Below are 25,225 nucleotides of genomic sequence, written 5' to 3' on the forward strand. Positions count from 1 at the left end.
GGATTCAGCCGGCTCGCAGGAGGTCCCGCACCCGGCTCGGCGAGAGGGGGCCGCGGCGGACCACCACGCCATACGGGCGCAGGGCGTCTTCGAGCGCGTTCGCGAGTACCGCTTGGGGCGCTATCGCGCCGCCCTCGCCGAGGCCCTTGACGCCGAGATCGTTCATCGGGCTCGGGGTGTGCAGCTCGTCGAGGTCGAGGTCGGGGATCTCCGACGAGGTCGGCAGGAGGTAGTCCATGTATGTGGCGGTACGCGGCTGGCCGTCCGGCCCGTAGATCATCTCCTCGTAGAGCGCACCCGCGATGCCCTGCGCGATCCCGCCGGTCACCTGGCCCTCGGCGATCAGCGGATTGACGATGACCCCCGCGTCGTGCACGACGACGTACTTCTGGATCGCCACCTCGCCGGTGTGCTCGTCCACCTCGACGACCGCCGCCTGCGCCCCGCTGGACACTGCGAATCCCGGCGGGCGGAAGTGCACCGTCTCGGACAGTTCGGCACCAGGGCCGTCGTCGGACATCGGGGCGCCCGCGGCCAGTTCCGCGAGCGTCAGCGACGGTCCGGCCGCGTTCCCTCGAATGGTGATTACCCCGTCGGTCAGCTCAAGATCGGCCGGGGCTGCTTCGAGCCTGCGGGCCGCGGCGGCGAGCACCTTCTCCCGCACGAGCAGCCCGGCGCGATGGGTGGCGTTGCCCGCGTTCACCAGCGCACGGCTGGCGATGGTGCCGACCCCGAAGGGCGTCGCTGACGTGTCGCCGCCGACAACGTCGATCACCTGCGGCGACACCCCGATCGCGTCCGCAGCGATCTGCGCCATGCTCGTGCGATGGCCCTGTCCTTGCGAGGGAGTGCCGATCGCCAGCTTGACCCGGCCGCTCGGCGCGACGTCGATCCGCGCGGTCTCGAACGGGCCGAGACCGGTGGCCTCGATATAGAGCGCGAACCCGACGCCGACGCGTTTGCCCTCCGCCGGGCCCGCCTTCTGCCGGGCCCGGACCGCGGGCGGATCGATCCGGGCCACCGCGCGCCGGAGCAGTTCCGGAAAGTCCCCGGAGTCGTAGACCTGCGGCTGCCCGGAGCGGTCGACCAGTCCGGTCCGGTAGGGCATTTCGCCGGGCTGCACCAGATTCCGCGCGCGCAGCTCTTCGGGTTCGATGCCGAGCGCGGCGGCGAGCCGATCCATCGCCCGTTCCATCGCGAACACCGCTTCCGGACGGCCCGCTCCGCGGTACGGAGTCGTGAACGTGGTGTTCGTGAGCACCCCGGTCACCTCGATCTCGACGTTCGGCACGCGATACGGTCCGATCAGGTGACACAGCGAGTTGTACGGAACCACCAGGCCCGCCATGTTGTACGCGCCGAGGTTGACGGTGATCCGGTCACGTAGTCCGAGGAGCCGCCCGTCCGGGCCGGCCGCCAGCTCGATGCGATGGATCTGCTCGCGAGCGTGCGACGACGCGGTGAGATTCTCGGCGCGGTCCTCGCGCCAGCGCACCGGCCGGCCAAGGCACCGCGCCGCGTGCGGCACGATCAGCTCCTCGATGTACAGGATCCCCTTCTGCCCGAACCCGCCGCCGACATCGACGGCGAGCACCCGCACGGCTTCGGTGCCGAGTCCGAGGGTGCGCGCGATCGAGTCCCGGAGCCGGTGCGGCGTCTGGGTTCCCGACCAAACCGTCAGCTCACCGTGAAACGGATCCACGCGCGCGGCGACGGCACGAGTCTCGATCGGAGAAGCGACGTACCGGTGCGCGCGGAATTCCTCGCTGATCACCTGGCAGGCGTCGCGAAAGGCGGCGTCCGGTTCGCCGACGCGGGTCGCCACGGCGATCGCCGTGTTGTCCGGAAGGTCCTCGTGGACCAGCGGCGCACCCGGCTCTCGCGCCTCGTCGGGATCGACCACGACCGGCAGCGAGGCGTACCGCACGTCGATCAACTCGAGCGCGTCCTCGGCCAGGTACCGGTTCTCGGCGAAGACAACGGCGATCGGCTGGCCCACGTAGGCGACTTTTTCGCGGGCGAGCAACGGAGCCGGCGTTATCCGCACCGTCGGATCGACTGTCTCGGCCAGCCCCGGCGGGATGCGCAGTTCTTCACGGTTGAGCAAGGGAGCGAGTTCCGCCAGATCCTCGCCGGTCCAGACCGCGGCGACGCCAGGTGCCGCCAACGCCGCCGAGGCATCGACGGAAACCAGGCGTGCGTGGGCCTCGGGGCTGCGGAGGAAGGCCGCTTCCAACGCGTGCGGCAGGTCGAGATCGTCGACGTACCTGCCGTGCCCGCGCAGCAGCCGGTCGTCCTCGACCCGCGGAACCGGACGGCCGATCCAGCCGGGTTTTCCCGTCATCGCGCGGGCTCCTCTCCGAACTGTGCGTCGAGCGACCGCTCGACGGCGCGCCGGATGTTGCGGTATCCGGTGCATCGGCACAGATGTCCGCTGAGCGCGTCGGCGACCTCGGCCTCCGTGGGCCTGCATTCGCCCGACGCGAGCGCGGTCGTAGTCATGAGAAGCCCAGGAGTGCAGTAGCCGCACTGCATTCCGTGGCATTCGTGGTAAGCCCGCTGGACGGCCGAGAGCGGCGCGTCTCCCGGCGCGAGGCTTTCCACTGTCCGGATTTCCGCGCCTTCGCACTGCACGGCGAACGTCAAGCACGAACGCACCGGCGCTCCGTCGACGAGCACGGTGCACGATCCGCAGACACCGTGCTCGCACCCGGCGTGCGTGCCGGTCAGGCCCAGTCGGCCGCGGAGGAAATCGGAGAGCAGGAGCCGGGATTCCACCTGGGCAGCAACGCTTTCGCCGTTCACGGTCAGGCCGACGGCGTGCCAGGCGGACGGTTCGGGCAGCGGCGGGGTCACTGGGGTGTTCATCGGCTTCGCTCCCAGGCGGCGGTCACGGTGCGGGTCAGCAAGTGCGCGGCGGCCTCGCGGCGATACTCGGCGCTCGCGTGCACGTCGCCCGGCGGTTCAAGCTCCGCACGGACGACGCGGGCGGCCTCGGCCAAGGTGTCGGCGTCGAGCGTCGCGCCAGTCAAAGCAGCTTCGGCCGCTGGCAACCGAACAGGGACCGGACCGGCACCGCAAAACACCACGCGCGCCGCAGTGGCGGCGTCGCCAATACGGTCGAGCAGGACGCAGACGCCAACGGTCGCGAAGTCGCCGTGCCGGCGCGCCAGCTCGTCGAACGCCCAGCCCCGGCCAGCTGGCTGAGCGGGGAAAACGACTTCGGTGAGCAGTTCGTCCTCGGCCAGCGCGGTCTGAAAGGTGGCCACGAAGAACTCGGCAGCGGGCACCGTGCGGGTTCCGGACGGGCCGGCGAGCACGAACCGCGCGTCCAGCGCAACGGCCGCGGCCGGAAGCTCCGCGGCGGGATCGTGGTGGGCCAGGCTGCCGCACACGGTGCCGCGATGGCGGATCTGCGGATGCCCGATGCGGTCGATCGCGGCGGCGAGCAACGGCCACCCGGCGCGCACCGCCGGGTCGGCCGCGACCGCCGCCTGCCGGACCGCGGCACCGATCCGCAATTCCCCCGCGTCGCCGGATACGCAGCGACCGAGGCCAGGGATCCGGGTGATGTCCACCAGCACGTCGGGCCGGGCCAGCCGCATCGACAACATGGGCACGAGCGATTGGCCGCCGGCGAGCACCTTGGCCTCGTGCTCCGCGTCGCCCAGCAGCGCGACGGCCTCGGCGACGGTGGCGGGGGCGGCGTAGTCGAAGGGGCTCGGTTTCATCCCTGTGCTCTCTTCGTCGAATTAGTTTAGCCCTGAGATAGTTACATCAAAGCTTTATGATCGCAAGGACTACCGGAGGCAGATCGTGATCAACTAGCCGCAACCAATCCCGTACAGCTTCCCATTCAGGCCACCAAGCTGGGCTTATATCGAGTCCCGGCACCCTCGCCAAAGATGAACGACCGTTCAAACTTAGCTCGTTAGGATGGCGGGCATGAGCGCCGAGGACACACCGCCCGCGGGCCGCCGCAGCCGCACCCAGGCTCCGGAACGCAACCGGCGCGCCGTGCTGGCCGCCGCGAGCCGGCTGTTCGCCGCGCACGGCTACGAGGCGACCTCAATCCGGGAAATCGCCGCCGAAGCAGATGTGACCGCAGGCTCGGTGATGGCGTACTTCGGCTCCAAGGACGGGTTGTTCCGAGAAATCATCGGGGCCAGCACGGGCATCACCGTCGGCGTCGACATCGCCGCGGCAGCCGCGGACGGCCCGGTGCACCTGTCGCACACGCTGGCCAGTGCATATCTAGAGCGCTGGGACCGCACCCCGGCCGAACACCCGTGGGCAGCGCTGATCCGCTCCGCCGTCGCCCACGAAGCGAGCGCTGAGCAACTGCGCGCCATCCTCGACGAACAGGTCACCGCACCACTCGTCGAGTTGCTCGCCGAGACTCCGGATGCCCCGGAACGGATCGCGCTCGTGCGCAGCGTGCTGTTCGGAGTGGTCATGGAGCGGTATCTGTTCGCGCACGAACCGGCGAGGTCGGTGCCGAGCGAAGCGTTCACCCCGTACTTCGCCGAAGCGCTGTCCTCGGCACTGGACCGCGCGCACACCCCGGCAGCCGACTCCGCACCGGACGCGTGGCACACCGAACCCTCCGGGCCGGACGTGTCCGCCTTCGCCGTTTTCCGCCGGCTGCACCGGTGTTCCGCCCTGTACCGGGCCGCAGTGAGCCGGACTGTCGAAGAACAAGGCATCACACTGGCGGCCTTCGACGTGCTGACCGAGTTGTGGCGAGCGGGCCCTCCGCACCGCCGCGCCGTTGGCGAGATCGCGGAATCGGTACCGCTCAGCCCCAGCAGCGTCACCCTGCGCGCGGACCAGCTGGAGGAGGCCGGTTTGGTGACCCGCGAACGAGACGGCCTGGACCGCCGGGTCGTCCACCTTCGCCTGACCGAAGCTGGCCAGGACCTCGTCGACCGGGTGTCCCGCGGACCGTTCGCCGGGGACGAGGAATTTCTCCGCATCATGGGCCCCGCGGAACGCGCCGCGTTGGCGAGGTTGCTGGGCCTGCTGGAAACGGCCCTCTCCGCGGCCGATCCGGCCTGACTGGCCGGAGGAATGCCAGCCTGGCGACCGCCGCTCGGCCGAAGGGCAACCACCGCACGGAGCCGGCAAGGGGGTTCGAACCCCTGACCTTCTGTTTACAAGACAGATGCTCTACCAACTGAGCTATACCGGCACGCACCCGGCGACGGGCGCGCCGAAAGTATATCGGGCCGCTCCCAGCGAGCCCGGACAACCCGCCCTAACCCCCAGGTCAGCACCAAAAACCGGCGCGATCCGACGCCATGCGGCACGATCATGAACGGGTGTGTCGGACACCACTGCAACAGCTGGGGCGGTACGGCCGATGGTCCCCGGGAACGAACGAGGAGGTGGGGATCGATCATGAAGATCAACGAGCGTGCCGGCCAGGGGGCAGCGCGCAGACGGTGGCCGGTTCTCGAACCTCCGCACCCGCGGTCGAATCAGCGCCATCGGCCGAACATGCTGCGCCGTCGCGCTTGGCACATTCTTGAGGCTCCGACGGCGGAACAGCCCGCGGTCGAGTCCGAGGAGGCGATCGGGCCCAAGCCGCCGGACGACGCGACCGTCAACTTCGTCCTGGATCTCACTCTGCGGATCGGCGAAGTGCAGATGTCCAGCGGTGCCGGGGCTTCCGACGTCACCGCGACGATTCTCGCGCTCACCTCCGCGCTCGGGCTGCCGCACTGCGAGGTCGACGTCATTTTCACGTCGATCACCGTCACCTGTCACCGCGGCACTGACCTCGCGCCGGTGACCGCGTTGCGAGTGGTCCGTTCGCGCAGTCTCGACTACACCCGGCTGACCGAGACCGAGGCGCTCGTGCGCCGGATCGTCCGCGGGCACACCGGGGCCGAAGAAGCGGTCACCGAGCTGAACCGGATCACCTCCGCGCCGCACCCGTACGCGCGCTGGACCGCGACCGCCGCCTGGGGCGGGCTGGCCGGGTTCATCACGCTGCTGCTCGGCGGTGGCCTCGACATCGCGCTCGTCGCGATGGTCATCTCCGCCGCGGTCGACCGGATCGGCAGGCTGCTCAACAAGGTCAACCTGCCGTTCTTCTTCCAGCAGGTGGTCGGCGGGCTGTTCGCGACGCTGTCGGCGATGGTCATAGTCAGCAGCAACATCCTGACCACCGACCGGCCGACGCTGGTAGTCGCCGCGGCGGTCACCGTGCTGCTGTCGGGGCTGTCCACGGTTTCCGCGGTGCAGGACGGGATCACCGGGTACTACGTCACCGCGTCCGGCCGCACCATGGAAACCGCGTTGATGAGTGCCGGGCTGATCGCGGGCGTCGTGCTCGCGCTGCGACTCGCGGTGATGCTCGAACTGCCGCGCACCCCATTGCCGGATGTTCCCGCGTCGACCGCGCAGCACCTGCCGATCATCGTCGTCGGCGGGGCCGGGGCGGCCGCCTGCTTCGCGCTCGCCTCGTACTCGAAGCTGCGCGCGATGCTCGTCGCCGCCGCGGCAGGCGGGATCGGTGCGCTCGTGTACGGCGCGTTGCTCGTCGCGACGCTCGATGCGGTGAGCGCTTCGGCGATCGCGGCGACGCTCGTCGGGTTCTGCGGCGGCGTGATGGCCCGGCGGCTGAAAGTTACTCCGCTCGTGGTCGCCGTGTCCGGGATCACTCCGCTGCTCCCCGGTCTCTCCACCTATCGTGGTCTATACCAATTAGCGGTTTCGCCAGGCGGGAACATCTCGACCCTGATGACCGCGGTCGCCATCGGGCTGGCCCTCGCGGCGGGCGTTGTACTGGGCGAATACCTCGCCCAGCCGGTCCGCACCGGGCTCGGCAGGCTGGAGCGGAAGCTCTCCGGGCCCCGGCTCGCCGGGCCGATGGAACCGACCGAACGGCGTTTGGAGTAACCAGTTGGTCACCGGCCGGTCACTCCGCGCGCGCTAGGGTTTCTCTTGGGGCCGCGACCCGCCGATGACGAGGGAGCAGCTGGAGTGACTGACGCGATCGCCGAGGAGAACAGCGCACCGTCCGCGGATTTCGTCGTGGTGGCCAACCGGCTGCCCGTCGACCTCGAACGGACCGCGGGCGGGGAACAACGCTGGACCGCCAGTCCCGGCGGACTGGTCTCGGCACTCGAACCGTTCCTCAGGTCCCGCAAGGGCGCGTGGGTCGGCTGGCCGGGCGTGCCGGATGTCGACGTGGACGAGTTCGACGACGACGGGCTCGTCCTGCACCCGGTGACGCTCACCTCGGCCGAGGTGAGCGACTACTACGAGGGCTTCTCCAACGCCACGCTCTGGCCGCTGTATCACGACGTCGTCGCCCGGCCGGTCTTCGACCGGTCGTGGTGGGACAGCTACGTGAAGGTCAACCGCCGCTTCGCCGAGGCCAGCGCCACCGTCGCCGCGCACGGGGCGACCGTGTGGATCCAGGACTACCAGCTGCAGCTGGTGCCCCGGATGCTCCGCGAGCTGCGGCCCGACCTGCGCATCGGCTTCTTCCTGCACATTCCGTTCCCGCCGGTCGAGCTGTTCATGCAGCTCCCGTGGCGCGCGGAGATCGTGCGCGGCCTGATCGGCGCGGACCTGATCGGCTTCCACCGGCCCGGCGGCGCGCAGAACTTCCTGTGGCTGGCCCGGCAGCTGGTCGGCCTCGAACCCACCCGCGGCGCGGTCGGCGTCCGGTCCCGGCCGGGCATGGTGCAGGTCGGCGACCGCACCGTGCGCGTCGGCGCGTTCCCGATCTCGATCGACGCGGCCGGTCTCGACACGCTCGCCCGCAGCAAGGGCGTCGCCGAGCGCGCCAAGCAGATCCGCCGCGACCTCGGCAACCCGAAAGCGGTGCTGCTCGGCGTCGACCGGCTCGACTACACCAAGGGCATCGACCTGCGGCTGCAGGCTCTGCACGAGTTGCTGCACGAGGGCCGCCTCGAACCCGGCGACGTCACCTTCGTACAGCTGGCCACGCCAAGCCGAGAACGCGTCGAGCACTACCAGCGGATGCGCGGCGAGATCGAGCAGATGGTCGGCCGGATCAACGGCGAGTTCGCCCGCGTCGGCCACCCGGTCGTGCACTATTTGCACCAATCGGTGAACCGCACCGAGCTCGCCGCCTTCTTCTCCGCGGCCGACGTCATGGTGGTGACGCCGCTGCGCGACGGGATGAATCTCGTCTGCAAGGAGTACGTCGCGTGCCGCCCCGACCTCGGCGGTGCGCTGGTGCTCAGCGAGTTCGCCGGCGCGGCGGCGGAACTGACCAGCGCTTTCCTCGTCAACCCGCACGATCTGGACGGGGTGAAGAACGCGTTGGAGGCTGCCATTACGCTCGACCCCGCCGAGGGCCGACGCAGGATGCGCGCCATGCGTCGCCAGGTCCTCACCCACGACGTCGACCGGTGGGCGCGCTCGTTCCTCCAGGCGCTGGGTGCCGAACCGGCCGACTGACCCCCTCCCCCGTACCGCGCTGGACCTCCTGAGGAGGAGTGTTGACCGCCGAGGCGTTGCCCGCGGAGCTACGGCGCGCGATCGTGCAGATCGCCCGTACCCCGCGCCTGCTGGTCGCCTGCGACTACGACGGCACGTTGGCCCCCATCACCGCGAACCCGGACGAGGCGCGGCCGCTGCCCGAGTCGGTGGGCGCGTTGAGATCTCTCGCCGGCCTGCACGAAACGACCACCGCCGTGATTTCCGGTCGGGCCCTGCGCGACCTCGCGACGCTGTCGCGGCTGCCTGCCGAGGTGAACCTGGTCGGCAGCCACGGATCCGAGTTCGACATCGGCTTCATCCACGCCCTCGACGAGGACGCGAAGGCGCTGCACCGGCGGCTCGAACACGAGCTGGAACAGCTGGTGCTCGACGTGCCCGGGGTGTCGCTGGAGGTCAAGCCGGCGAGCATCGCGGTGCACGTGCGCCGCGCCGAGCACAACGCGGGCCGGCGCGTCCTCGCGGACGTGCACGAGGGCCCGGCGGAGTGGGAAGGCGTCACGACCACCGACGGCAAGGAAGTCGTCGAGCTGGCGGTCGTGAAGACCGACAAGGGCAACGCGCTGGACACCCTGCGTCACCAGGTCGGGGCCACCGCGGCGGTGTTCCTCGGCGACGACGTCACCGACGAGAAGGCGTTCGCCCGGCTGGCCGGTCCGGACCTCGGCATCAAGGTCGGCGACAGCGAATCGCTCGCCGAATACCACGTGCCCGACACCGTCGACGTCGCGATGGTGCTCGCGTTCCTCCTGGAAGAGCGGCGCAACTGGCTCTACGGCGAGTCCGCTCCGCCGATCGAGCGGCTGTCGCTGCTGGCCAACGAGCGCTCGGTCGCGCTGGTGACGCCGGACGCGAAGCTGACCTGGCTGTGCCACCCCGGTCCAGACGCCCCCGCGGTGTTCGCCGACCTGCTCGGCGGGCCCGGGGCCGGGCATTTCTCGATCAAACCGCACCGCAACGGGCTCCCGCTCGGCCAGCGGTACCTGCCGAACACGATGACGGTCGAAACGCGCTGGTCGCGGCTGCTCGTCACGGACTATCTCGAACCGGAAAGCCCCGGGCACCGCACCGACCTCGTGCGCGTGATCTCCGGTGAAGCGGTGGCGCAGGTCGTGTTCGCGCCGCGGCCGGAATTCGGCGGCGTACCGGTGAAACTGGTCGCCGAGGCCGAGGGCCTGCGCGTGCTGGGCACGTCGGAGCCGTTCGTGCTGCGCTCGCCCGGCGTCGAATGGTCGATCACCTCCGACGGGCTGCAGGACACCGCGACCGCGCTCGTCCAGCCGACGCCGGAGCAGCCGGTGGTGCTCGAATTGCGGTGCGGCACGACGGATCTCTCCGTCCATGAACTGTCCGAAGTGGACCGCCGGGACCGGGCGGGCCGGTACTGGAGCGACTGGGCGGCGAAGCTCAAGCTGCCTGCCGTGCAGACCGAACTGGTGCGCCGTNCCGTTCCGCACTGACCCTGCGCGGGCTGGTCAACACCGACACCGGCGGCGTGCTGGCCGCCGCGACGTCGTCGCTGCCGGAGGAGATCGGCGGGGTCCGCAACTGGGACTACCGCTACTGCTGGATCCGCGACGCCGCGATGACCGTGCGCGAACTGGTGCACCTCGGTTCGCACGAGGAGGCCGAGGGCTACCTCAAGTGGCTGCACGGCGTACTCGCCACGCTGGCCGGTCCGGAGCGGCTGCACCCGCTGTACACGCTGGCCGGAAGCGTCATCGGCGCGGAGGCGGTCATCGAATCGCTGCCCGGGTACGCCGGTTCGCGGCCAGTGCGCGTCGGCAACCTCGCCAACCACCAGGTGCAGCTCGACGTGTTCGGCCCGGTCGTGGAACTGGTCGCCACGCTGGCGCAGGTCCGCGGCGAACTGCGCGACGAGGACTGGCAGATGGTGCGCGCGATGGCCGAGGCCGTCACGCGGCGCTGGAACGAGCCGGACCACGGCATCTGGGAAGAGCGGCACGTGCCGCGGCACCGGGTGTACTCGCGGGTGATGTGCTGGGTGACCATCGACCGCGCGGTGCGGCTCGGCGACGAGTACGGCCGCGACGTCCCTGGCGCCTGGCCCCAGCTGCGCGACCGGATCAAGGCCGACGTGCTCGAACACGGCTGGAACGAAGAGGTGCAGGCGTTCACCACCGCCTACGACGGCACCGACCTCGACGCGGCGTCGCTGTTCGTGGGCCTGACCGGCCTCATCGACCCGGCGGACGAGCGGTTCCAGAAGACCGTGACGGCGATCGAAGCCGAACTGCGCAGCGGTTCCACGGTGTACCGCTACCGGCGCGACGACGGCCTTCCCGGCGGCGAGGGCGGCTTCCACATCTGCGCGGCCTGGCTGATCGAGGCGTACCTGTGCACCGGGCGGCGCAACGAGGCCGAGGAACTGTTCGCGCAGATCGTCGACGCGGCGGGCCCGACCGGGCTGCTGCCGGAGCAGTTCGACCCGGTCGCGGAGCGCTCGCTCGGCAACCACCCGCAGGCGTACTCGCACATCGGTCTCATCCGGTGCGCGAATCTCCTCGCCGAGAAGGCTTGATCAGGCAAGCCCGTTAGCACGCCTCGGTGACAAGTGCCGTGAAGGCCACCTTGCCGGAATCGCATTCCGTTAAGGTGGCCTTCACGAGCATTTGCACGTTCGTTCGGGTTGCCGACGCGGAGGTGATGCGGTGAAGCAGTACTACGGGCAGCAGTCCGCGGGGTACGCCCCGCTGCCGCCGTTGTTCGCCGCCCGGGTGCGCGTCGCTTCCGTGGTCATCGGGGTTTCGCTGGCGATCGGCACGCTGCTCGTTTTCGGGATCACCGCGCTGGTGAACCGTCCGCTGCACGGGCACAGCCTGCCGCGCGGCCTGCTCGGTCTCACTGCGCTCCTGCTGCCGATGCTGTCCGTGCTCGCCACCGCGGCGATGGTGCTGTCCGCCCGCCGCTGCCTGCAAGGCGACTACCTGGTGATCGCCAGGGCCCGCGGCACGCGCGCGGCGCTGACCGCCTGTTTCACCGTGCTGTCGGTCAGCTGCCTGATCGCGCTCGGAGTGTCCGCGCTGGTGGATCTCTGGGGCAACCACGGCAAGCTCGGCTTGACCGAACTGCTCGTGACCTTCGCGAACTTCGCCATCGGCCTGATCGGCTACAGCGCCGGGCTCTGGTTCGTGCGGCCGTCGGTGAGCACGCTGGAGAAGTTCAGCGACCATCCCATCTGGTGAGGCCGTGAACGCTCGCCCGCGCTGCGGGCAACAGTGGGTATGCAGGTGACCCATGACGGTCCCGAGCCGGTGTCGATCGGCCCGCAGGACCGCCCCGAGCTGGGCGGACCCGATCCCGCCCCGGCCTTCGGGCGGCTGTTCGACGCGCACGCGGCGACCATGCACCGCTACCTCGCGCGCCGCGTCGGCCCGGATACCGCGCACGATCTCGTCGCCGAGACGTTCCTCGTCGCGCTGCGCCGCCGGGAGTCCTACCAACCGGAACTGGGCACCGCGCGCTCGTGGCTGTACGGGATCGCGACGAACCTGCTGCGCCACCACGTCCGCAGCGAGACCCGGGCGCTGCGAGCCACCGCGCGGCTCGCGAATTCAGCCGACCGCGGCTACGGCGGGCACGACACCCGGGTCGCCGAACAGGTGGACGCACAGGCCCGCGCGGCACAGCTGGCAGGCGCGCTCGCGAAGCTGAGCGTCCCCGACCGCGACACGTTGCTGCTGGTCTCGTGGGCCGGGTTGGAACCGGTCGAAGTCGCCGAGGCGCTCGGCATCCCGCCGGGCACCGTGCGTTCGAGACTGCACCGGATCCGCCGATGGCTGCGCACCAACGCAGGCGCATCGACCCGCGAGGAGGCGAAGGACCAGTGAACGACGACACCGTGCGGCAGCTGTGGTCCGATGCCGAACTCGACGGGGCCCTCGCCGCGCTGCACCCGCACGAGACGGCCACCGACCGCACCGAACTCGACCGGGCCCGCGCGAGCATGATGCGGGCCGCCGCGGCAGTGCGCGAGTCAGACGAACCTGAGTTCCCGCAACGGAAAAAACGCTCTGGCGCGTGGCGGTGGCTCGCGGTGGCCGCGGCGGTCGCACTGCTGACCGGCGGCGTGGTCGTGGCAAGGGAACTCGCCAGCGCACCGTCGACGCTGGCACCCGCGGGCCCGGCGAGCACCCCGGAAACGGCCCCGGCTCCCTCGACCCAGCCGGCGATCGGCATGCTGTTCACCCACGTCGTGAACAACTACAGCGGGATCGCGTGGGTGAACGAGCGCAGTGCGTTCATCGTCCGGGAACAAGTGGACTTCTGGATCCCCACCGATCCGTCCGGGACCTGGATCCGCCGCTGGAGCCGGTCCGAGCCGCCGAAGCTGTTCACCGGACCGGCCGCGGACGTCAGCCTGCTTCCCGGAGCGGCGAACGGCGAGGACTACGGGCCGGGCGGGGCTTTCACCGACGACTTCCCGCATCCTGGAGGCTCGGCCGGCGGAGCGCAGCCGGGCTGGTTCCACCCCACCCCGGGCTTCCTCAAGAGCCTGCCGACCGATCCGGCGCTGCTGACCTCGCGCCTTCTCAAGGACCGCGATCTCCCGCAGCCGCCCTCCGGCGAGTACGGACCGGTACCGCAGCTGAAGTACTACGGCCAGGGGAAACGGACCGCCACCAGCATCACCTATCCGTCCGCGACCGGAATGGTCTTGAGCGTCCTCACCTCCGGGCTGGCACCCACTCAGCTGCGGATCGCCTTGACGGAGGTGCTGGACAACCCGGTGATCGGATTCCACCTGAGAGCGGCCGACCGTGACACCAAGGTGTACGCCGTCTCCGATGGCACGTACGAGACGCTCGTCACCGTCGACCAGCGGGTGCTTCAGGTGAAAAGCGTCCGGGTCATCGTCAAGAACCCCGCCACGGGCTTCTCTCCCGGCACCACAGTCGGCTCGGCCCAGTACACCTACGAGCTCAGCCACCAAGCGGGGAACTGATCATTTCGCGTGGTTCGCCGCGTTGAGCGCGCTCGCCACGTCGGGCACCTCCAGCACCCGGATGCCGTCCGGGAGCTTGCCGGAATCCGGCGGCACCAACGCGTGCGTGAAGCCAAGCCGCGCCGCCTCGGCCAGCCGCCGCCCGACGTTCGGCACCCGCCGGATCTCGCCCGCCAGCCCGACCTCGCCCACCGCGACCAGCCGCGGCGACAGGGCCACGTCGTGCAGCGACGAGGTCAGCGCGAGCACCAGCGCCAGGTCGATGGCGGGCTCGGTGATCTTCATGCCGCCGACCGTCGCGACGTAGACGTCCTTGTCGCCCAGCTTCATCCGGCCGCGTTTCTCCATCACGGCGAGCACCATGGCGACCCGCGCCGAATCGAGGCCGCTCACCGCGCGCCGCGGCTGCGGCATGCCGCTGCTCGACACCAGCGCCTGCACCTCGCCCAGCAGCGGCCGTTTCCCTTCGACCGTGACCGTGACCGCGGTGCCCGGCACCGGCTCCGCCGTCCGGCTCAGGAACAGGCCGGACGGGTCGGGCACGCCGACGATGCCTTCCTCGGTGAGCTCGAAACAGCCGATCTCGTCCGCCGCGCCGAACCGGTTCTTGATGCCGCGCACCATCCGCAGCGTGGAATGTTTGTCGCCCTCGAACTGCAGCACCACGTCCACCAGGTGCTCCAGCACGCGCGGACCGGCGACCGAACCGTCCTTCGTGACATGTCCCACGAGCAGGACCGGCAGCCCGCGTTCCTTGGCGAGCGCGACGAGCCCGGCGGTGACCGCGCGAACCTGTGTCACCCCGCCCGGCGAACCTTCGACCTGCGGCGATGCCATGGTCTGGACCGAATCGACGATCAGCACGCCCGGCTTCACCGCGTCGACGTGCCCGAGGATCGCGGACAGATCGCTCTCCGCCGCGAGGAACATCTCGCCGTGCACGTTCCCGGTGCGCTCGGCGCGCAGCCGGACCTGTCCCGCGGATTCCTCGCCGGTGACGTACAGCGAACGCCCTGCCGTGACCGCCCATTGATAGGCGACTTCGAGCAGCAGCGTGGATTTGCCGACCCCGGGTTCACCGGCCAGCAGCGCGACCGCGCCGGGCACAAGCCCGCCGCCGAGCACCCGGTCCAGCTCCGGCACGCCGGTGGCCTTCGCCCTGGCAGCCTCGACGTCGACCTCGGCGATCGGCCGGGCGGGCGCGCTCGGCGCTCCGGCGGCCACCCGCGCGATCGCCGGCTTCGCGGAGCCGCGCTCCTCAAGCGTGCCCCACGCCTGGCATTCCGGGCAGCGACCGACCCACTTCGCCGTTTCGTACCCGCATTCCGCGCACCGGTGGACGGTGCTGGTCTTCTTCACCACCCCGCGAGGCTATCGGCGGACACCGACAGAAATCGCGGCGACGCGGTCAGGAGCCCGCGTGCGCGGGCGCGGCGACCGGCAGCTCGACCACGATCGGGCCGGCGTTCTGGAAGGTGAAGGTGACCTTGATCGTCGCGCCCGGCCACAGCGGCTGCTTGAGGCCCGGCAGCACGACCTTGCCGGTGCCGAGCTGGCTCGCCGCGCCGCCGTTCTCGCCCGCCTGCGGCGCGTTCGACGCCGAGCCGGGGGCCGAGTTCGCCGAGCTGGCCGGGGCGGAGCTGGGCGCTTGGTCCGTCTCGGAGGCGGGCGTGCTGTTCGCCGACTCCGACTGCGGCGGGGCGCCCTGCTCGACCGCGTCGGCCGGGCCGATCACGAGCGAGTGCCCGGCGACGATGGCCGAGTCCCCGGAGATCTGCGCGGGACCGGAAGCGCCCTCGGAGGTCACCGAGACGAGCTTGTCGTCCTTCTGGCCCTGGTTGATCACGGTGAGCGTGAGCGGGGCGGACGAACCGGCCGCGTAGCCGGGGCCCTGCGCCGGGTACTGCACCGCGGCGTCGCGCAGCACAATCGTCTTCACCTGGGCGTAGGTGCCGTTGACGGCGGGCTGCTGGGTGTCGGTCTGAGTGATCTGACCGGCTCCGCAACCGGCGAGCACGAGTGCGGCGCCGAGCGCCGACACGCCTGCGCCGAGCACGCGGCGATTCTGCAGCCTCACGTCAGAGTCCTTCCCTTTCACGGCCTCGTCCTTCCCGAAGACTAGCCGGGCGGTTCCGTCCGCCCGGAACCGGTGTGCGTTCCCGGCCGATCGACCGTCCACAAAGGATTCCGCAGTACCGGTCGAGGCGCTGTCGGCTCACCTGCATGAGCACGGCGAAAACCGGTTTGTCAAGCCCCGCCCAAGCCGCTGACCTGCGACGACGATCCCGGGCCGCTAGGTGGCCGCCGAACAGCCGTGATAGGATGGAGTCAGCGAAAGGGGCAGAGGACACATGGTTTTCAAGGTCGGAGAGACCGTCGTCTACCCGCACCACGGTGCCGCACTCATCGAAGCCATCGAGACCCGCGTGATCAAGGGCGAGGAAAAGAAGTACCTCGTCCTCAAAGTCGCGCAAGGGGATCTTACGGTTCGCGTGCCCGCCGACAACGCCGAGATCGTCGGCGTACGCGATGTCGTCGGGCAAGAAGGACTGGACAAGGTCTTCGATGTTCTGCGTGCTCCGCACACCGAAGAGCCCACGAACTGGTCTCGTCGGTACAAGGCCAACCTGGAGAAACTCGCCTCCGGCGATGTGAACAAGGTGGCCGAAGTGGTGCGCGACCTCTGGCGGCGAGAAAAGGACCGCGGACTTTCAGCCGGCGAGAAACGCATGCTGGCGAAAGCACGGCAAATCCTGGTCAGCGAGCTCGCGCTCGCGGAGGGCACCGACGAGGGCAAGGCGGAAACGCTCCTTGACGAGGTGCTAGAGACCGCGACGGTCTGACCCCGGGTGCTCCGGTTCGCCGCCGCGGCAACCGGTTCCCTACGATCACGACCTGATGAACCCCCAGGTGCACAGCGTCGCGTTCGTGACTGTCGCGCACCGTCCGGCCGATCCTGAGCTCGCGCTCGCGGCGGTCGGCGGTGCAGCACTACTCACGCACACCGTGCGGGGGCTGCTCGGCACACCGGAGATCGATCTGGTGGTCGCCGCAGCCCCCGAGCGGTGTGCGAAGTCGTTCTCCGAGGCATTGCGCGACCTCGAATGCCGGGTCGTTCCCGGCTCCTCGCTCCGGCAGGTCTTCACCGCCGTCGAGCCGCTTCTTTCCCCGGACGCCGTCGTGCTGGTGCACGACGCGCTGCGGGCGTTCACTCCACAACGGACGGTTCGCCAGGTGCTGACCGCGGTCCGCGACGGCGCGCCCGTCGCGGTGCCGGTGCTGCCGATGTCCGACACGGTGAAAACCACCGACGAATCCGGAATTGTCACCGCCACGGTGGATCGCGACGGTCTTCGCAGTGCGCAAACCCCGGTTGGTTTTTCCCTTTCCGCTTTCCGTTCCGCACTCGCCGATTCCGCTGACCCCGGCCTCGCCGACACCGCGGGCGCGGCCACCGTCCCCGGCGATCCGGACGCGATGCGCGTCGCGAGCGCCTTCGAACTCACCCTCGCCGAAGCGCTCGTCGCCGGCGGGGACCGAGAGGATCCCCTGTGACCGATCTGCGGGTAGGCAATGGCGTCGACGTCCATCCGATCGAACCGGGTCGCGAATGCTGGCTGGCCGGTCTGCAGTGGCCGGGGGTCGACGGCTGTGCGGGCCACTCGGACGGCGATGTCGCGGCACACGCGCTGTGCGACGCCCTGCTGTCCGCCGCGGGCCTCGGCGATCTCGGCGCGGTCTTCGGGACCGGCGACCCGCGCATGGACGGCGCGCACGGCACCGACATGCTCGTCGAGGTGCGTGCGCTGCTGCGGGCCGCAGGCTGGCAGGTAGCCAACGCGACCGTGCAGGTCATCGGCAACCACCCGAGGATCGGGAAACGGCGCGACGAGGCGCAGCGGGTGCTGAGCGACGCCGTCGGCGGACCCGTGAGCGTTTCCGGGACGACGTCGGACGGGCTCGGGCTCACCGGCCGCGGCGAGGGCGTCGCGGCGGTCGCGACCGCGCTGCTCGTGCGCGGCTGAGCTCAATTCGCGCGAGGTGAATCGTAATATTCCATTTCCTCCGATACCTGACCAGCGAGAACAACGCGCACCGAGGAAAATGATCTATGCCGAACGGGCACAGATCTGCGCTAACTTCTGCGCGGGTACCCGCGGCTCATTATAGTTATTCCGCGACGTTTGCGGCGGCAGGGAGCGGGGCCGCCCGGCCAAAGGGGGACGATGCCCGTCGATGCGCATCGCTTGTCCGGAGTACGTTCGATCACAGGGAGGCTGGTCGAGGAACTGCTGTCCCGTCCGGGAGGACAGAGCAGACCGCTGCCGATCGCGATCGCGCTCGGCGTGCGCGGCGCGGGGAAGTCGGCGCTGCTGGAGGAATTGCGCACCCGGTGCGAGGACATCCCGCACGCGCTCGTCGATTTCGAGCGGCGCGACTGGGAGCAGATTCAGCCGAGGGAACTGCTGGGCCACTTGGCTTTTGATCTCGGCAGGCAATGGCGGCAATTCGGCCGGATCGCGTTTCCCCGGTTGTGGCTGTGCATGCTGGTGCTCAGCGCGCCGGTGGAACTCGGCGACCGGCGGGCCGCGCTGCGCAAACTCCGGGATCTGATCGCGAAAAACCAGCCGCTGGAACGCAATCGCGACGCGATCGTGGACGTCGTCAAGCTCGTCGGCGGCGTCACGTCGGGCAACAGCCTTCCCGGCTGGAACGAGGCGACCGAACTGCTGCTGCGCGGGCTCAGCTGGTACGACCGGCGGCGGCTGATGGGCAAGGTCAAAGCCATGCCGACCGGGCACGGCAATCACCAGGACTTCCTGATCGAAATCGCCAAGCACGCACACGGCGACGACGAGGACCGGGCCGCGGTCGACGCGATCATCTGCGACGCCTTCCTCGCCGACCTGCGCCGCGCCTACTCCGGCATCTCCGGCACCCGCCGGACGATGAACTGCCTGGTATTGCTGGACAACGCGCACACCAAGGGCGGGCAGGACTTCCTGCGCGCGCTCGCCGAGGCACGCAGGCACACGCCGGACGAGGCCGATCCGCTGGTGGTGATCGCGACGAGCCGGACGTGGAACCCGGACTGGGGCGAAAGCTGGTCGATGGTCACCGCGCATCCGGGCAGCGACCGGGAGGTCCGCCGGAACCCGGAGCACCGGACCAGCGGGCTCGACTGGCCGGTGCCGCGGCTGCCCGCGCACGTGGAAACCGACTGGATCCCCGGCCAGCCGGACAACCGCTGGTCCCCGTGGTACCTGTTGGAACTCGGCACGCTTTCCAGCGGCGACGTCGTCGATGTCGCCGCCGCGCACGACGTGCACCCGACGTCGCGGCTGCCGCGGTTCCTGTCCCGGCTCACCGACGGACACCCCGGCGCGGTGCGGGAGGTGCTGCAGACGCTCGCCGCGCGGTACGAGCCGGCCAATCCGAACACGTTGCGGGAAGCCTTGTACACCAAGGTAGTCCTGGACGACGGCAGCGAGTCCACTTTGCTCGCGCAGATGTGCGACTACCTGCTGCAGGACTTTTCCACCGCGAGCCGCCAGGAACTCGTCACCGCGAGCGCCGCGGTCGACGTGGAGATGCTGTTTCACAAGGAAATTCTCGATCTGCGCAATCCGATGGGCGAGGGACCGCTGTTCAAGCAGCTCGCCGATCAGCTGTGGCTGCGCGCGGATCCGGACGACCCGTCGCGCTACGTCCTGCACCCGTGGCTGCGCCGGTTGCTGCTGCGGAAACTGGCGACGCGCGCCGACGATCACCCGTTGAGCTGGGAGAAGGTGCACACCCGCTGCCGCGATTTCTACGAGAAGAACGGCCGGGTCGCCGCCGCCCGCTACCACGACCTGGCGCTGGAGAACGTCGACGCGGTGGTGACGCATCTGTGCAAGCCGCTCAGCGCGCCGCACGCCGAGTTCGACGTGCCGACCGCGGAAGCGTGGCTGGCCGAACTGGACACGATCACCGCCGCGCCCAACCGCCTGGTGGAGAACTCGGATCCCTACACCCAGGTGCAGCAGCGCGTCGGCGAATGGGAAGGCGACCTGGAGACCACCGTGGCGTGGCTGGTCGTTTCGCTGTGGCTGGCGCGCGATCCGCTCGGTGACCCGGGCGGCACCCTCAACGCCACTATCGAGAGCGGATTCCACCATCTGGCCCAAGGGCGGGGACGAGGATCGATGCTGCTGCACGAGCGAGCGGAGCGCTACCGATGACGCAACGGATCAAACCGCCGCGGCCGTCCTGGGCGAAGTGGCTGTGGGGCGGCGGTGCGGTGCTGCTGGTCGTGGTCATCGTCGTCGCCGCGTTCGTCGTCGTCCCGGCGATCAGCGAGGCGAACCGCACGTGTGGTACCGGCGTCGAGAAGCGCGGTGAGAATTCCGAATGTGTCGGCACGACTGACGGCGAATTCGTGTTCTCTCCCGACCTCGCGGATGTGGAAAACAGAATTCATCAGGAAAATACTGAAACCGTCAGCTCCGGGAAGCCGTACGTGACCGTCGCGGTGCTCCTGCCGATGACGCTCACCGACCACGACATTCTCTCCCACGAATGGGTGCGCCATCAGCTCGAAGGGGCGTACATCGCGCAGCACCGGGCCAACAAAACGCAGTCGTGGGGCGACGTGCCGCTGATCCGGCTGCTGCTCGCCAACCCCGGCAGCCAGCTCAAACAGTGGGAGCCGGTGGTCGACGACCTGATCGGCCGGACCGGAGCCGACCGGATCGTGGGCGTCACCGGGATCGGGCTCAGCCTCGACACCGCGCACAGCGCCATCCAGAAGCTGTCCGATCACCGCATTCCGGTCGTCGCCTCGCATCTGGCCGCCGACGAGTTCTCGCAGATCCCCGGGTTCCTGCGGGTGTCCCCGACCAGCTCGACCTACGGCAGCTCGATGGCGGGCTACATGAAGCCGACCGCGCACACCGCGACCGTCGTGCAGGACCAGAACCCCGGCGACCTGTACCCGAAGACCCTGGCCACGGCGTTCACCAAGACCTTCGTCGACGCCACGCACCGGATCGCCGGGCGCACCGAGCCCTACGACTCCAGCCTGCCCTCGATGGTGAGCACGTTCCTGCAGATGATGCCCGACATCTGCGGCGACAACCCGGACGTGGTGTACTTCGCCGGTCGCGAGGATCATCTGCAGTCGTTCGTCGCGCAGCTCGCCCAGCGGCCCTGCGTCGACAAGCACCTGACCGTGCTGACCGGCGACCTCGCGCAGGTCGGCCCGCCCAGCCCGGAGGTGCGCCGCGGCCTCCAGTCGAACGTCACCGTGCTCGCGCCCGGTCTCGCACACCCGCAGGCCTGGCGCGACCATCCCGGGTCGTTCAACAAAGGGGCCGTCGCGAGCTTCGAAGAGCCGGCGTGCGATGGCTGCTTCACCGCGGTCTTCCCCCGGGAACGCCTGGACGACGGCGTCGCGATCCTGGCGCACGACGCGGTGCTGACGGTGATCTGGGCCGTGCGGCACATCCCGGGAGTGTCGCCGGAGCAGCTCACCGCGCAGGACGTGCTGCAGGCGAAGAACCGGCTGCACGGACAGTCCGCCGTGCCGGGAGCGAGCGGCATGATCTCCTTCGACGACCGCGGCGACCCGGTGAACAAGGCGGTGCCGATCCTGAAGCTCCGGCTGGAGGCGACACCGGAGTTCGTGGAGCTGTACGTCCCGGCTGGCTGAGCCAGGCGCCACAAACGGGCGGCAGCGCACCCGGATTGCCCGATAGGGTTGGCGCGTGGCCATCAACGCGGTGTTGTTCGATTTCTCCGGCACTCTTTTCCGGCTTGAGCAGCAGGACGGCTGGCTCGACGACGTCCGCGACGACGACGGCGAGACGCTCGACGTCGAAGCGCAGACCGAGCTGATGCGGCGGATGACCGCGCCGGTCGAGCAGTCCGTCGAACTCGACGAGGAGCACCTGTACGCCTGGCACAACCGCGACCGCGACCCGGCGCTGCACCGGAAGGTGTACCTGGAGGTGCTGCGGCTGTCCGGCGTGCCCCGGCGCGACCAGGCCGAGGCGCTGTACGCCCAGCTCATCGCCCCGGAGCAGTGGACGCCGTACCCGGACACCGAGGCCGCGCTCAAGGCGGTCGCGAGCAGCGGACGCAAGGCGGGCGTGCTGAGCAACATCGCGTTCGACATCCGGCCCGCGTTCGGCCAGCGCGGCTGGGACGCGCACGTCGCCGAGTTCACCCTGTCTTTCGAGATCGGAGCGGTGAAGCCGGAGCCGGAGATCTTCCAGTCGGCGATCGAGCGGCTCGGTGTGCGCGCCGAGGAGACCCTGATGGTCGGCGACAGCGAGGAGGCCGACGGCGGCGCCCGTGCGCTGGGCTGCCAGTTCGCCCTGGTCGACCCGCTGCCCACGACGCAGCGGCCGGACGCGCTGCTGGGCGCGCTGCGGGAGCACGGCGTGCTCTGACGTCCTGCGACGTCTCCCACAGTGCTCCCGGTACCCTTTACCTCGTGGCTTTGCACCTGTACGACACCGCGACCCGTACCCCTCGGGAGTTCAGTCCCGTCCGCAGCGGAACGGCGTCGATCTACGTGTGCGGTGCCACCGTGCAGGGAGTGCCGCATATCGGGCACGTCCGCGGCATGCTGAATTACGACGTGCTCCGCCGCTGGCTGCTCCACAGTGGACTGGACGTGCTGCTGGTCCGCAACGTCACCGACATCGACGACAAGATCCTCACCAAAGCCGCCGACGCTGGCCGGCCGTGGTGGGAATGGGCGGCGACGCACGAGCGGGCGTTCGAGAAGGCGTACGAGGATCTCGGCTGCCTTCCGCCCTCGGTCACGCCGCGCGCGACCGGGCACGTCACGCAGATGGTCCAGCTGATGGAGCGGCTGATCGAAGCCGGGCACGCGTACGCCGTCGACGGCGACGTGTACTTCTCGGTGAAGTCGTTCCCGGAGTACGGCTCGCTGTCCGGACAGCAGCTCGACGAGGTCCAGCAGGGCGAGACGCCGACCCGCGGCAAGCGGGATTCGCGTGACTTCACCCTGTGGAAGAGCGCGAAGCCGGGCGAGCCGTCGTGGCCGACACCGTGGGGCGACGGGCGACCCGGCTGGCACCTGGAGTGCTCGGCGATGGCGACCAACTACCTCGGCGCCGAGTTCGACATCCACGGCGGCGGCGTCGACCTGGTGTTCCCGCACCACGAGAACGAACGCGCGCAGTCGAACGCGGCAGGCGACGGGTTCGCCCGCTACTGGCTGCACAACGCGTGGGTGACTATGTCCGGCGAGAAGATGTCGAAATCGCTGGGCAACACGGTCTCGATCCCGGCGATGCTGGAGCGCTACCGCGCGCCTGAGCTGCGCTACTACCTGGTGCAGCCGCACTACCGGTCCACTGTCGAGTACTCCGACGGCGCGGTTTCCGAAGCCGCTCAGGGCTACCGGCGGATCGAGTCGTTCCTGCGCCGGGCGGAGTCGGCAGGCGCGGTGGACCTCGGCCCGGTCTCCGCGGAATTCGCCGCGGCGATGGACGACGACCTGGCGACCCCGGCCGCGTTCGCCGTGGTGCACAACACGGTCCGCGACGGTAACGCCGCCCTCGACGGGGGCGACACCACCAAGGCGCTCGAATTGGCAGGCACGGTCCGCGGGATGACCGGCGTGCTCGGTCTCGACCCGCTGTCGCCGGACTGGGCGGACGGCGGTTCGGACACTCCCGTCCGCGACGCGCTGGGCACGCTCGTGGAAGCCCTGCTGGCCGAACGCCAGGAGGCCCGTGCGGCGAAGGACTTCGCCCGCGCGGACGCCGCCCGCGACCGTCTCGTGGCGGCGGGGATCGCGGTGGAAGACACCCCGAACGGTCCGCAATGGACGGTCAGGAACTCCTGACCTCCCCGCGGCAGCAGAGATTGAGGATTCATGGCAGGCAACTCACAGCGCAAAGGTGCCATCCGCAAGACCGGCACCAAGAAGGGCGCCGTCGTCGGTTCGGGCGGGCAGCGGCGCAAGGCGCTCGAGGGCAAGGGCCCGACGCCGAGGGCCGAGGACCGGCCAGGGCACAAGGCGTACCGCGCTGCCAATGCCGCCACTAAGCGGGACCAGGCCCGGCAGAAGAAGGCCGACCGGCCGGAACTGATCGCCGGCCGCAACCCGGTCGTCGAGGCGCTGCGTGCGGACGTGCCGGGCACCGCGCTGTACGTCGCGCTCAACATCGACATCGACGACCGGGTCAACGAGGCCGTCCGGCTGGCGGGCGACAAGGGCATCTCGATCTTGGAGATCCCCCGCGAGGAACTGGACCGCAAGACCAACCGGGCCATGCACCAGGGCCTCGGTCTGCAAGTGCCGCCGTTCGAGTACGCGCACCCGGACGACCTGATGCAGGCCGCACGCGACTCGGGCAACACCCCGCTGTTCGTCGCGCTCGACGGCGTCACCGACCCGCGCAACCTGGGCGCGGTGATCCGGTCCGCCGCCGCGTTCGGCGCGCAGGGCGTGCTGCTGCCGGAACGCCGCAGCGCCGGAATGACCGCGGTCGCCTGGCGCACGAGCGCCGGTACCGCGGCGAAGCTGCCGATCGCGGTCGCCACGAACCTCACGCGCCAGCTGCGCGCATGGGCTTCGGACGGCCTGATGATCGTCGGTCTCGACGCGGACGGCACGGTCGACATCGACGCACTCGACCTGGCCGCGGACCCGCTGGTCATCGTCCTCGGCTCGGAAGGCCGCGGCCTTTCCCGGCTCGTCCGCGAGACCTGCGACGCGACTGTGTCGATCCCGATGGCGGCAGGCGTGGAATCGCTGAACGCCTCGGTCGCCGCCGGGGTGCTGCTGGCCGAGGTCGCCCGCCGCCGCCGGATCGCCGGACGCGTCTGATTTCGCTGGAATCACCGGACTGTTATCGTCGATAACATGCCCAAGGACACCCGCGCCCGCATCATCACGGCCGCACTGGACCTGCTGGCCAGCGGCGGCCCGGACGCGGTGTCAACCCGTGCGGTGAGTTCGGCGGCAGGCGTCCAGCCGCCGACGATCTACCGGCTGTTCGGAGACAAGGACGGCCTGCTCGACGCCATCACCGTCCAGGGCTACGCGGATTACCTGGAGGCGAAAACGGCCCAGCCTCCCGCCGAGGACCCGTTGGAGGACCTGCGGCGGGGCTGGGACCAGCACCTGGAGTTCGGCCTGGCCAACCCCGCGCTGTACCTGCTGATGACCACCCGGCCCGGCCCTTCGCCCGCGCTGGAGAAGTCCCTGGAGATCCTCGCGACGCGAGTCAGCCGCGTCGCGTCGGCCGGACGGCTCCGGGTGCCCGAGCCCCTAGCCGCGGCTCTGATCCACGCCGCCGGTTCGGGGGCGACATTGAGCTTGATCTCGACGCCGCCGGATTCCCGCGACCGTGCGGTGTCGGTCGCGGCCCGGGAAGCGGTGATCGCGGCGATCAGCACGGACCGACCGGTGTCCCGGACACCCGGCCCAGCCGCAGCGGCGACGGCTCTGCGAGCGGTGTTGCCGCAGGTCTCGGGGTTGAGCGAGGCGGAGAAGGCGTTGATGGGCGAGTGGCTGGACCGGATCACCGACTGAGCCGGGGATCACTTCTCTCCTGGCTCGCCCCCACCCCCGCTGTCGTATCGCGCGGCCGCCGCTCGTGCATTTAGCCGACCCGGCCGCGGGCGGGGGTCAGCCCGGCTACGCTCTTCCCGCTCAACCACAACCCCGCCCCTCGCCGCACACGCCCGGCCACCGCTCTCCCCGCTCAACCACAACCCCTCCCCTCGCCGCACACACCCGGCCACCGCTCT

The 25,225-nt window shown here is 70.0% G+C and carries 20 protein-coding genes, 1 tRNA gene and 1 pseudogene; 16 read left to right on the forward strand and 6 right to left on the reverse strand.

Features of this window, described 5'->3' with window-relative positions:
- Positions 1-4: 4 nt before the first annotated feature.
- The 3 genes from A4R44_RS04965 to A4R44_RS04975 are packed head-to-tail and all read right to left on the reverse strand — an operon-like array spanning position 5 to position 3,731.
- Positions 5-2,344, reverse strand: coding sequence for a xanthine dehydrogenase family protein molybdopterin-binding subunit (locus A4R44_RS04965; protein ID WP_067576776.1), 2,340 nt, complete (start codon positions 2,342-2,344; stop codon positions 5-7).
- Complete coding sequence (locus tag A4R44_RS04970) at positions 2,341-2,868, reverse strand: (2Fe-2S)-binding protein (protein WP_067576778.1); 528 nt, start codon at positions 2,866-2,868, stop codon at positions 2,341-2,343. The genes A4R44_RS04965 and A4R44_RS04970 overlap by 4 nt, the downstream gene beginning before the upstream one ends.
- Complete coding sequence (locus A4R44_RS04975; protein WP_067576779.1) at positions 2,865-3,731, reverse strand: xanthine dehydrogenase family protein subunit M; 867 nt, start codon at positions 3,729-3,731, stop codon at positions 2,865-2,867. The genes A4R44_RS04970 and A4R44_RS04975 overlap by 4 nt, the downstream gene beginning before the upstream one ends.
- 214 nt (positions 3,732-3,945) lie before the next feature.
- Between A4R44_RS04975 and A4R44_RS04980 the strand changes: the two genes are divergently transcribed.
- A complete protein-coding gene (locus A4R44_RS04980) occupies positions 3,946-5,058 on the forward strand; it encodes a TetR family transcriptional regulator (protein ID WP_161269808.1) in 1,113 nt (370 codons plus the stop codon).
- Between the two features lie 60 nt (positions 5,059-5,118).
- Here the strand turns inward: A4R44_RS04980 and A4R44_RS04985 are convergent.
- A tRNA-Thr gene (locus A4R44_RS04985) sits at positions 5,119-5,191 on the reverse strand.
- Between the two features lie 209 nt (positions 5,192-5,400).
- Here A4R44_RS04985 and A4R44_RS04990 point away from each other — a divergent pair.
- The 6 genes and pseudogenes from A4R44_RS04990 to A4R44_RS05015 all read left to right on the forward strand — a co-directional run bounded on the left by A4R44_RS04990 (position 5,401) and on the right by A4R44_RS05015 (position 13,447).
- Positions 5,401-6,906 (forward strand): threonine/serine exporter ThrE family protein, encoded by a 1,506-nt coding sequence (locus tag A4R44_RS04990; RefSeq protein ID WP_067576783.1) that lies wholly within the window; start codon positions 5,401-5,403, stop codon positions 6,904-6,906.
- 84 nt (positions 6,907-6,990) lie between these two features.
- On the forward strand, positions 6,991-8,442 hold the full coding sequence (locus A4R44_RS04995; RefSeq protein WP_067576785.1) for a trehalose-6-phosphate synthase: 1,452 nt from the start codon (positions 6,991-6,993) through the stop codon (positions 8,440-8,442).
- Between the two features lie 41 nt (positions 8,443-8,483).
- Positions 8,484-11,023: pseudogene (otsB, locus tag A4R44_RS05000) on the forward strand (trehalose-phosphatase).
- 130 nt (positions 11,024-11,153) lie between these two features.
- Positions 11,154-11,687: a hypothetical protein gene (locus tag A4R44_RS05005; RefSeq protein ID WP_067576787.1), complete on the forward strand. Its 534-nt coding sequence runs from the start codon at positions 11,154-11,156 to the stop codon at positions 11,685-11,687.
- A gap of 39 nt (positions 11,688-11,726) precedes the next feature.
- Positions 11,727-12,332: an RNA polymerase sigma factor gene (locus tag A4R44_RS05010; RefSeq protein WP_067576789.1), complete on the forward strand. Its 606-nt coding sequence runs from the start codon at positions 11,727-11,729 to the stop codon at positions 12,330-12,332.
- Positions 12,329-13,447 (forward strand): hypothetical protein, encoded by a 1,119-nt coding sequence (locus A4R44_RS05015; RefSeq protein ID WP_067576793.1) that lies wholly within the window; start codon positions 12,329-12,331, stop codon positions 13,445-13,447. Before A4R44_RS05010 ends, A4R44_RS05015 begins: the two co-directional genes overlap by 4 nt.
- Here A4R44_RS05015 and radA read toward each other — a convergent pair whose 3' ends face one another.
- Both radA and A4R44_RS05025 read right to left on the reverse strand, forming a co-directional pair.
- Positions 13,448-14,809, reverse strand: a complete 1,362-nt coding sequence (gene radA / locus A4R44_RS05020) for a DNA repair protein RadA (RefSeq protein WP_067576795.1) — start codon at positions 14,807-14,809, stop codon at positions 13,448-13,450.
- Positions 14,810-14,855: 46 nt separating this feature from the next.
- Positions 14,856-15,524 carry a hypothetical protein gene (locus A4R44_RS05025; protein ID WP_067578016.1) on the reverse strand — a complete coding sequence of 223 codons (669 nt, stop codon included), beginning with the start codon at positions 15,522-15,524 and terminating at the stop codon, positions 14,856-14,858.
- Positions 15,525-15,798: 274 nt separating this feature from the next.
- Here A4R44_RS05025 and A4R44_RS05030 point away from each other — a divergent pair, with 274 nt between their 5' ends.
- The 9 genes from A4R44_RS05030 (at position 15,799) to A4R44_RS05070 (ending at position 25,007) form a co-directional block, all read left to right on the forward strand.
- Positions 15,799-16,290 carry a CarD family transcriptional regulator gene (locus A4R44_RS05030; protein WP_009084200.1) on the forward strand — a complete coding sequence of 164 codons (492 nt, stop codon included), beginning with the start codon at positions 15,799-15,801 and terminating at the stop codon, positions 16,288-16,290.
- A gap of 67 nt (positions 16,291-16,357) precedes the next feature.
- Positions 16,358-17,002, forward strand: a complete 645-nt coding sequence (locus tag A4R44_RS05035; protein ID WP_067578019.1) for a 2-C-methyl-D-erythritol 4-phosphate cytidylyltransferase — start codon at positions 16,358-16,360, stop codon at positions 17,000-17,002.
- A 5-nt stretch (positions 17,003-17,007) separates the two neighbouring features.
- Positions 17,008-17,472 carry a 2-C-methyl-D-erythritol 2,4-cyclodiphosphate synthase gene (gene ispF, locus A4R44_RS05040; RefSeq protein ID WP_067578018.1) on the forward strand — a complete coding sequence of 155 codons (465 nt, stop codon included), beginning with the start codon at positions 17,008-17,010 and terminating at the stop codon, positions 17,470-17,472.
- Between the two features lie 201 nt (positions 17,473-17,673).
- The gene (locus A4R44_RS05045; protein ID WP_067576796.1) at positions 17,674-19,671 is read left to right on the forward strand and encodes a hypothetical protein; all 1,998 of its coding nucleotides are present in this window, start codon (positions 17,674-17,676) and stop codon (positions 19,669-19,671) included.
- Complete coding sequence (locus A4R44_RS05050) at positions 19,668-21,140, forward strand: ABC transporter substrate-binding protein (protein WP_093572584.1); 1,473 nt, start codon at positions 19,668-19,670, stop codon at positions 21,138-21,140. The genes A4R44_RS05045 and A4R44_RS05050 overlap by 4 nt, the downstream gene beginning before the upstream one ends.
- A 55-nt stretch (positions 21,141-21,195) precedes the next feature.
- Complete coding sequence (locus A4R44_RS05055; RefSeq protein ID WP_067576798.1) at positions 21,196-21,882, forward strand: HAD family hydrolase; 687 nt, start codon at positions 21,196-21,198, stop codon at positions 21,880-21,882.
- 44 nt (positions 21,883-21,926) lie between these two features.
- Complete coding sequence (gene cysS / locus A4R44_RS05060; RefSeq protein ID WP_067576800.1) at positions 21,927-23,312, forward strand: cysteine--tRNA ligase; 1,386 nt, start codon at positions 21,927-21,929, stop codon at positions 23,310-23,312.
- A 30-nt stretch (positions 23,313-23,342) separates the two neighbouring features.
- The gene (rlmB, locus tag A4R44_RS05065) at positions 23,343-24,299 is read left to right on the forward strand and encodes a 23S rRNA (guanosine(2251)-2'-O)-methyltransferase RlmB (RefSeq protein WP_067576802.1); all 957 of its coding nucleotides are present in this window, start codon (positions 23,343-23,345) and stop codon (positions 24,297-24,299) included.
- 36 nt (positions 24,300-24,335) lie between these two features.
- On the forward strand, positions 24,336-25,007 hold the full coding sequence (locus A4R44_RS05070) for a TetR/AcrR family transcriptional regulator (protein WP_067576804.1): 672 nt from the start codon (positions 24,336-24,338) through the stop codon (positions 25,005-25,007).
- The last annotated feature ends 218 nt before the right edge of the window (positions 25,008-25,225 follow it).

This window comes from Amycolatopsis sp. M39 (assembly GCF_001651785.1).
Lineage (GTDB): Bacteria > Actinomycetota > Actinomycetes > Mycobacteriales > Pseudonocardiaceae > Amycolatopsis > Amycolatopsis rubida.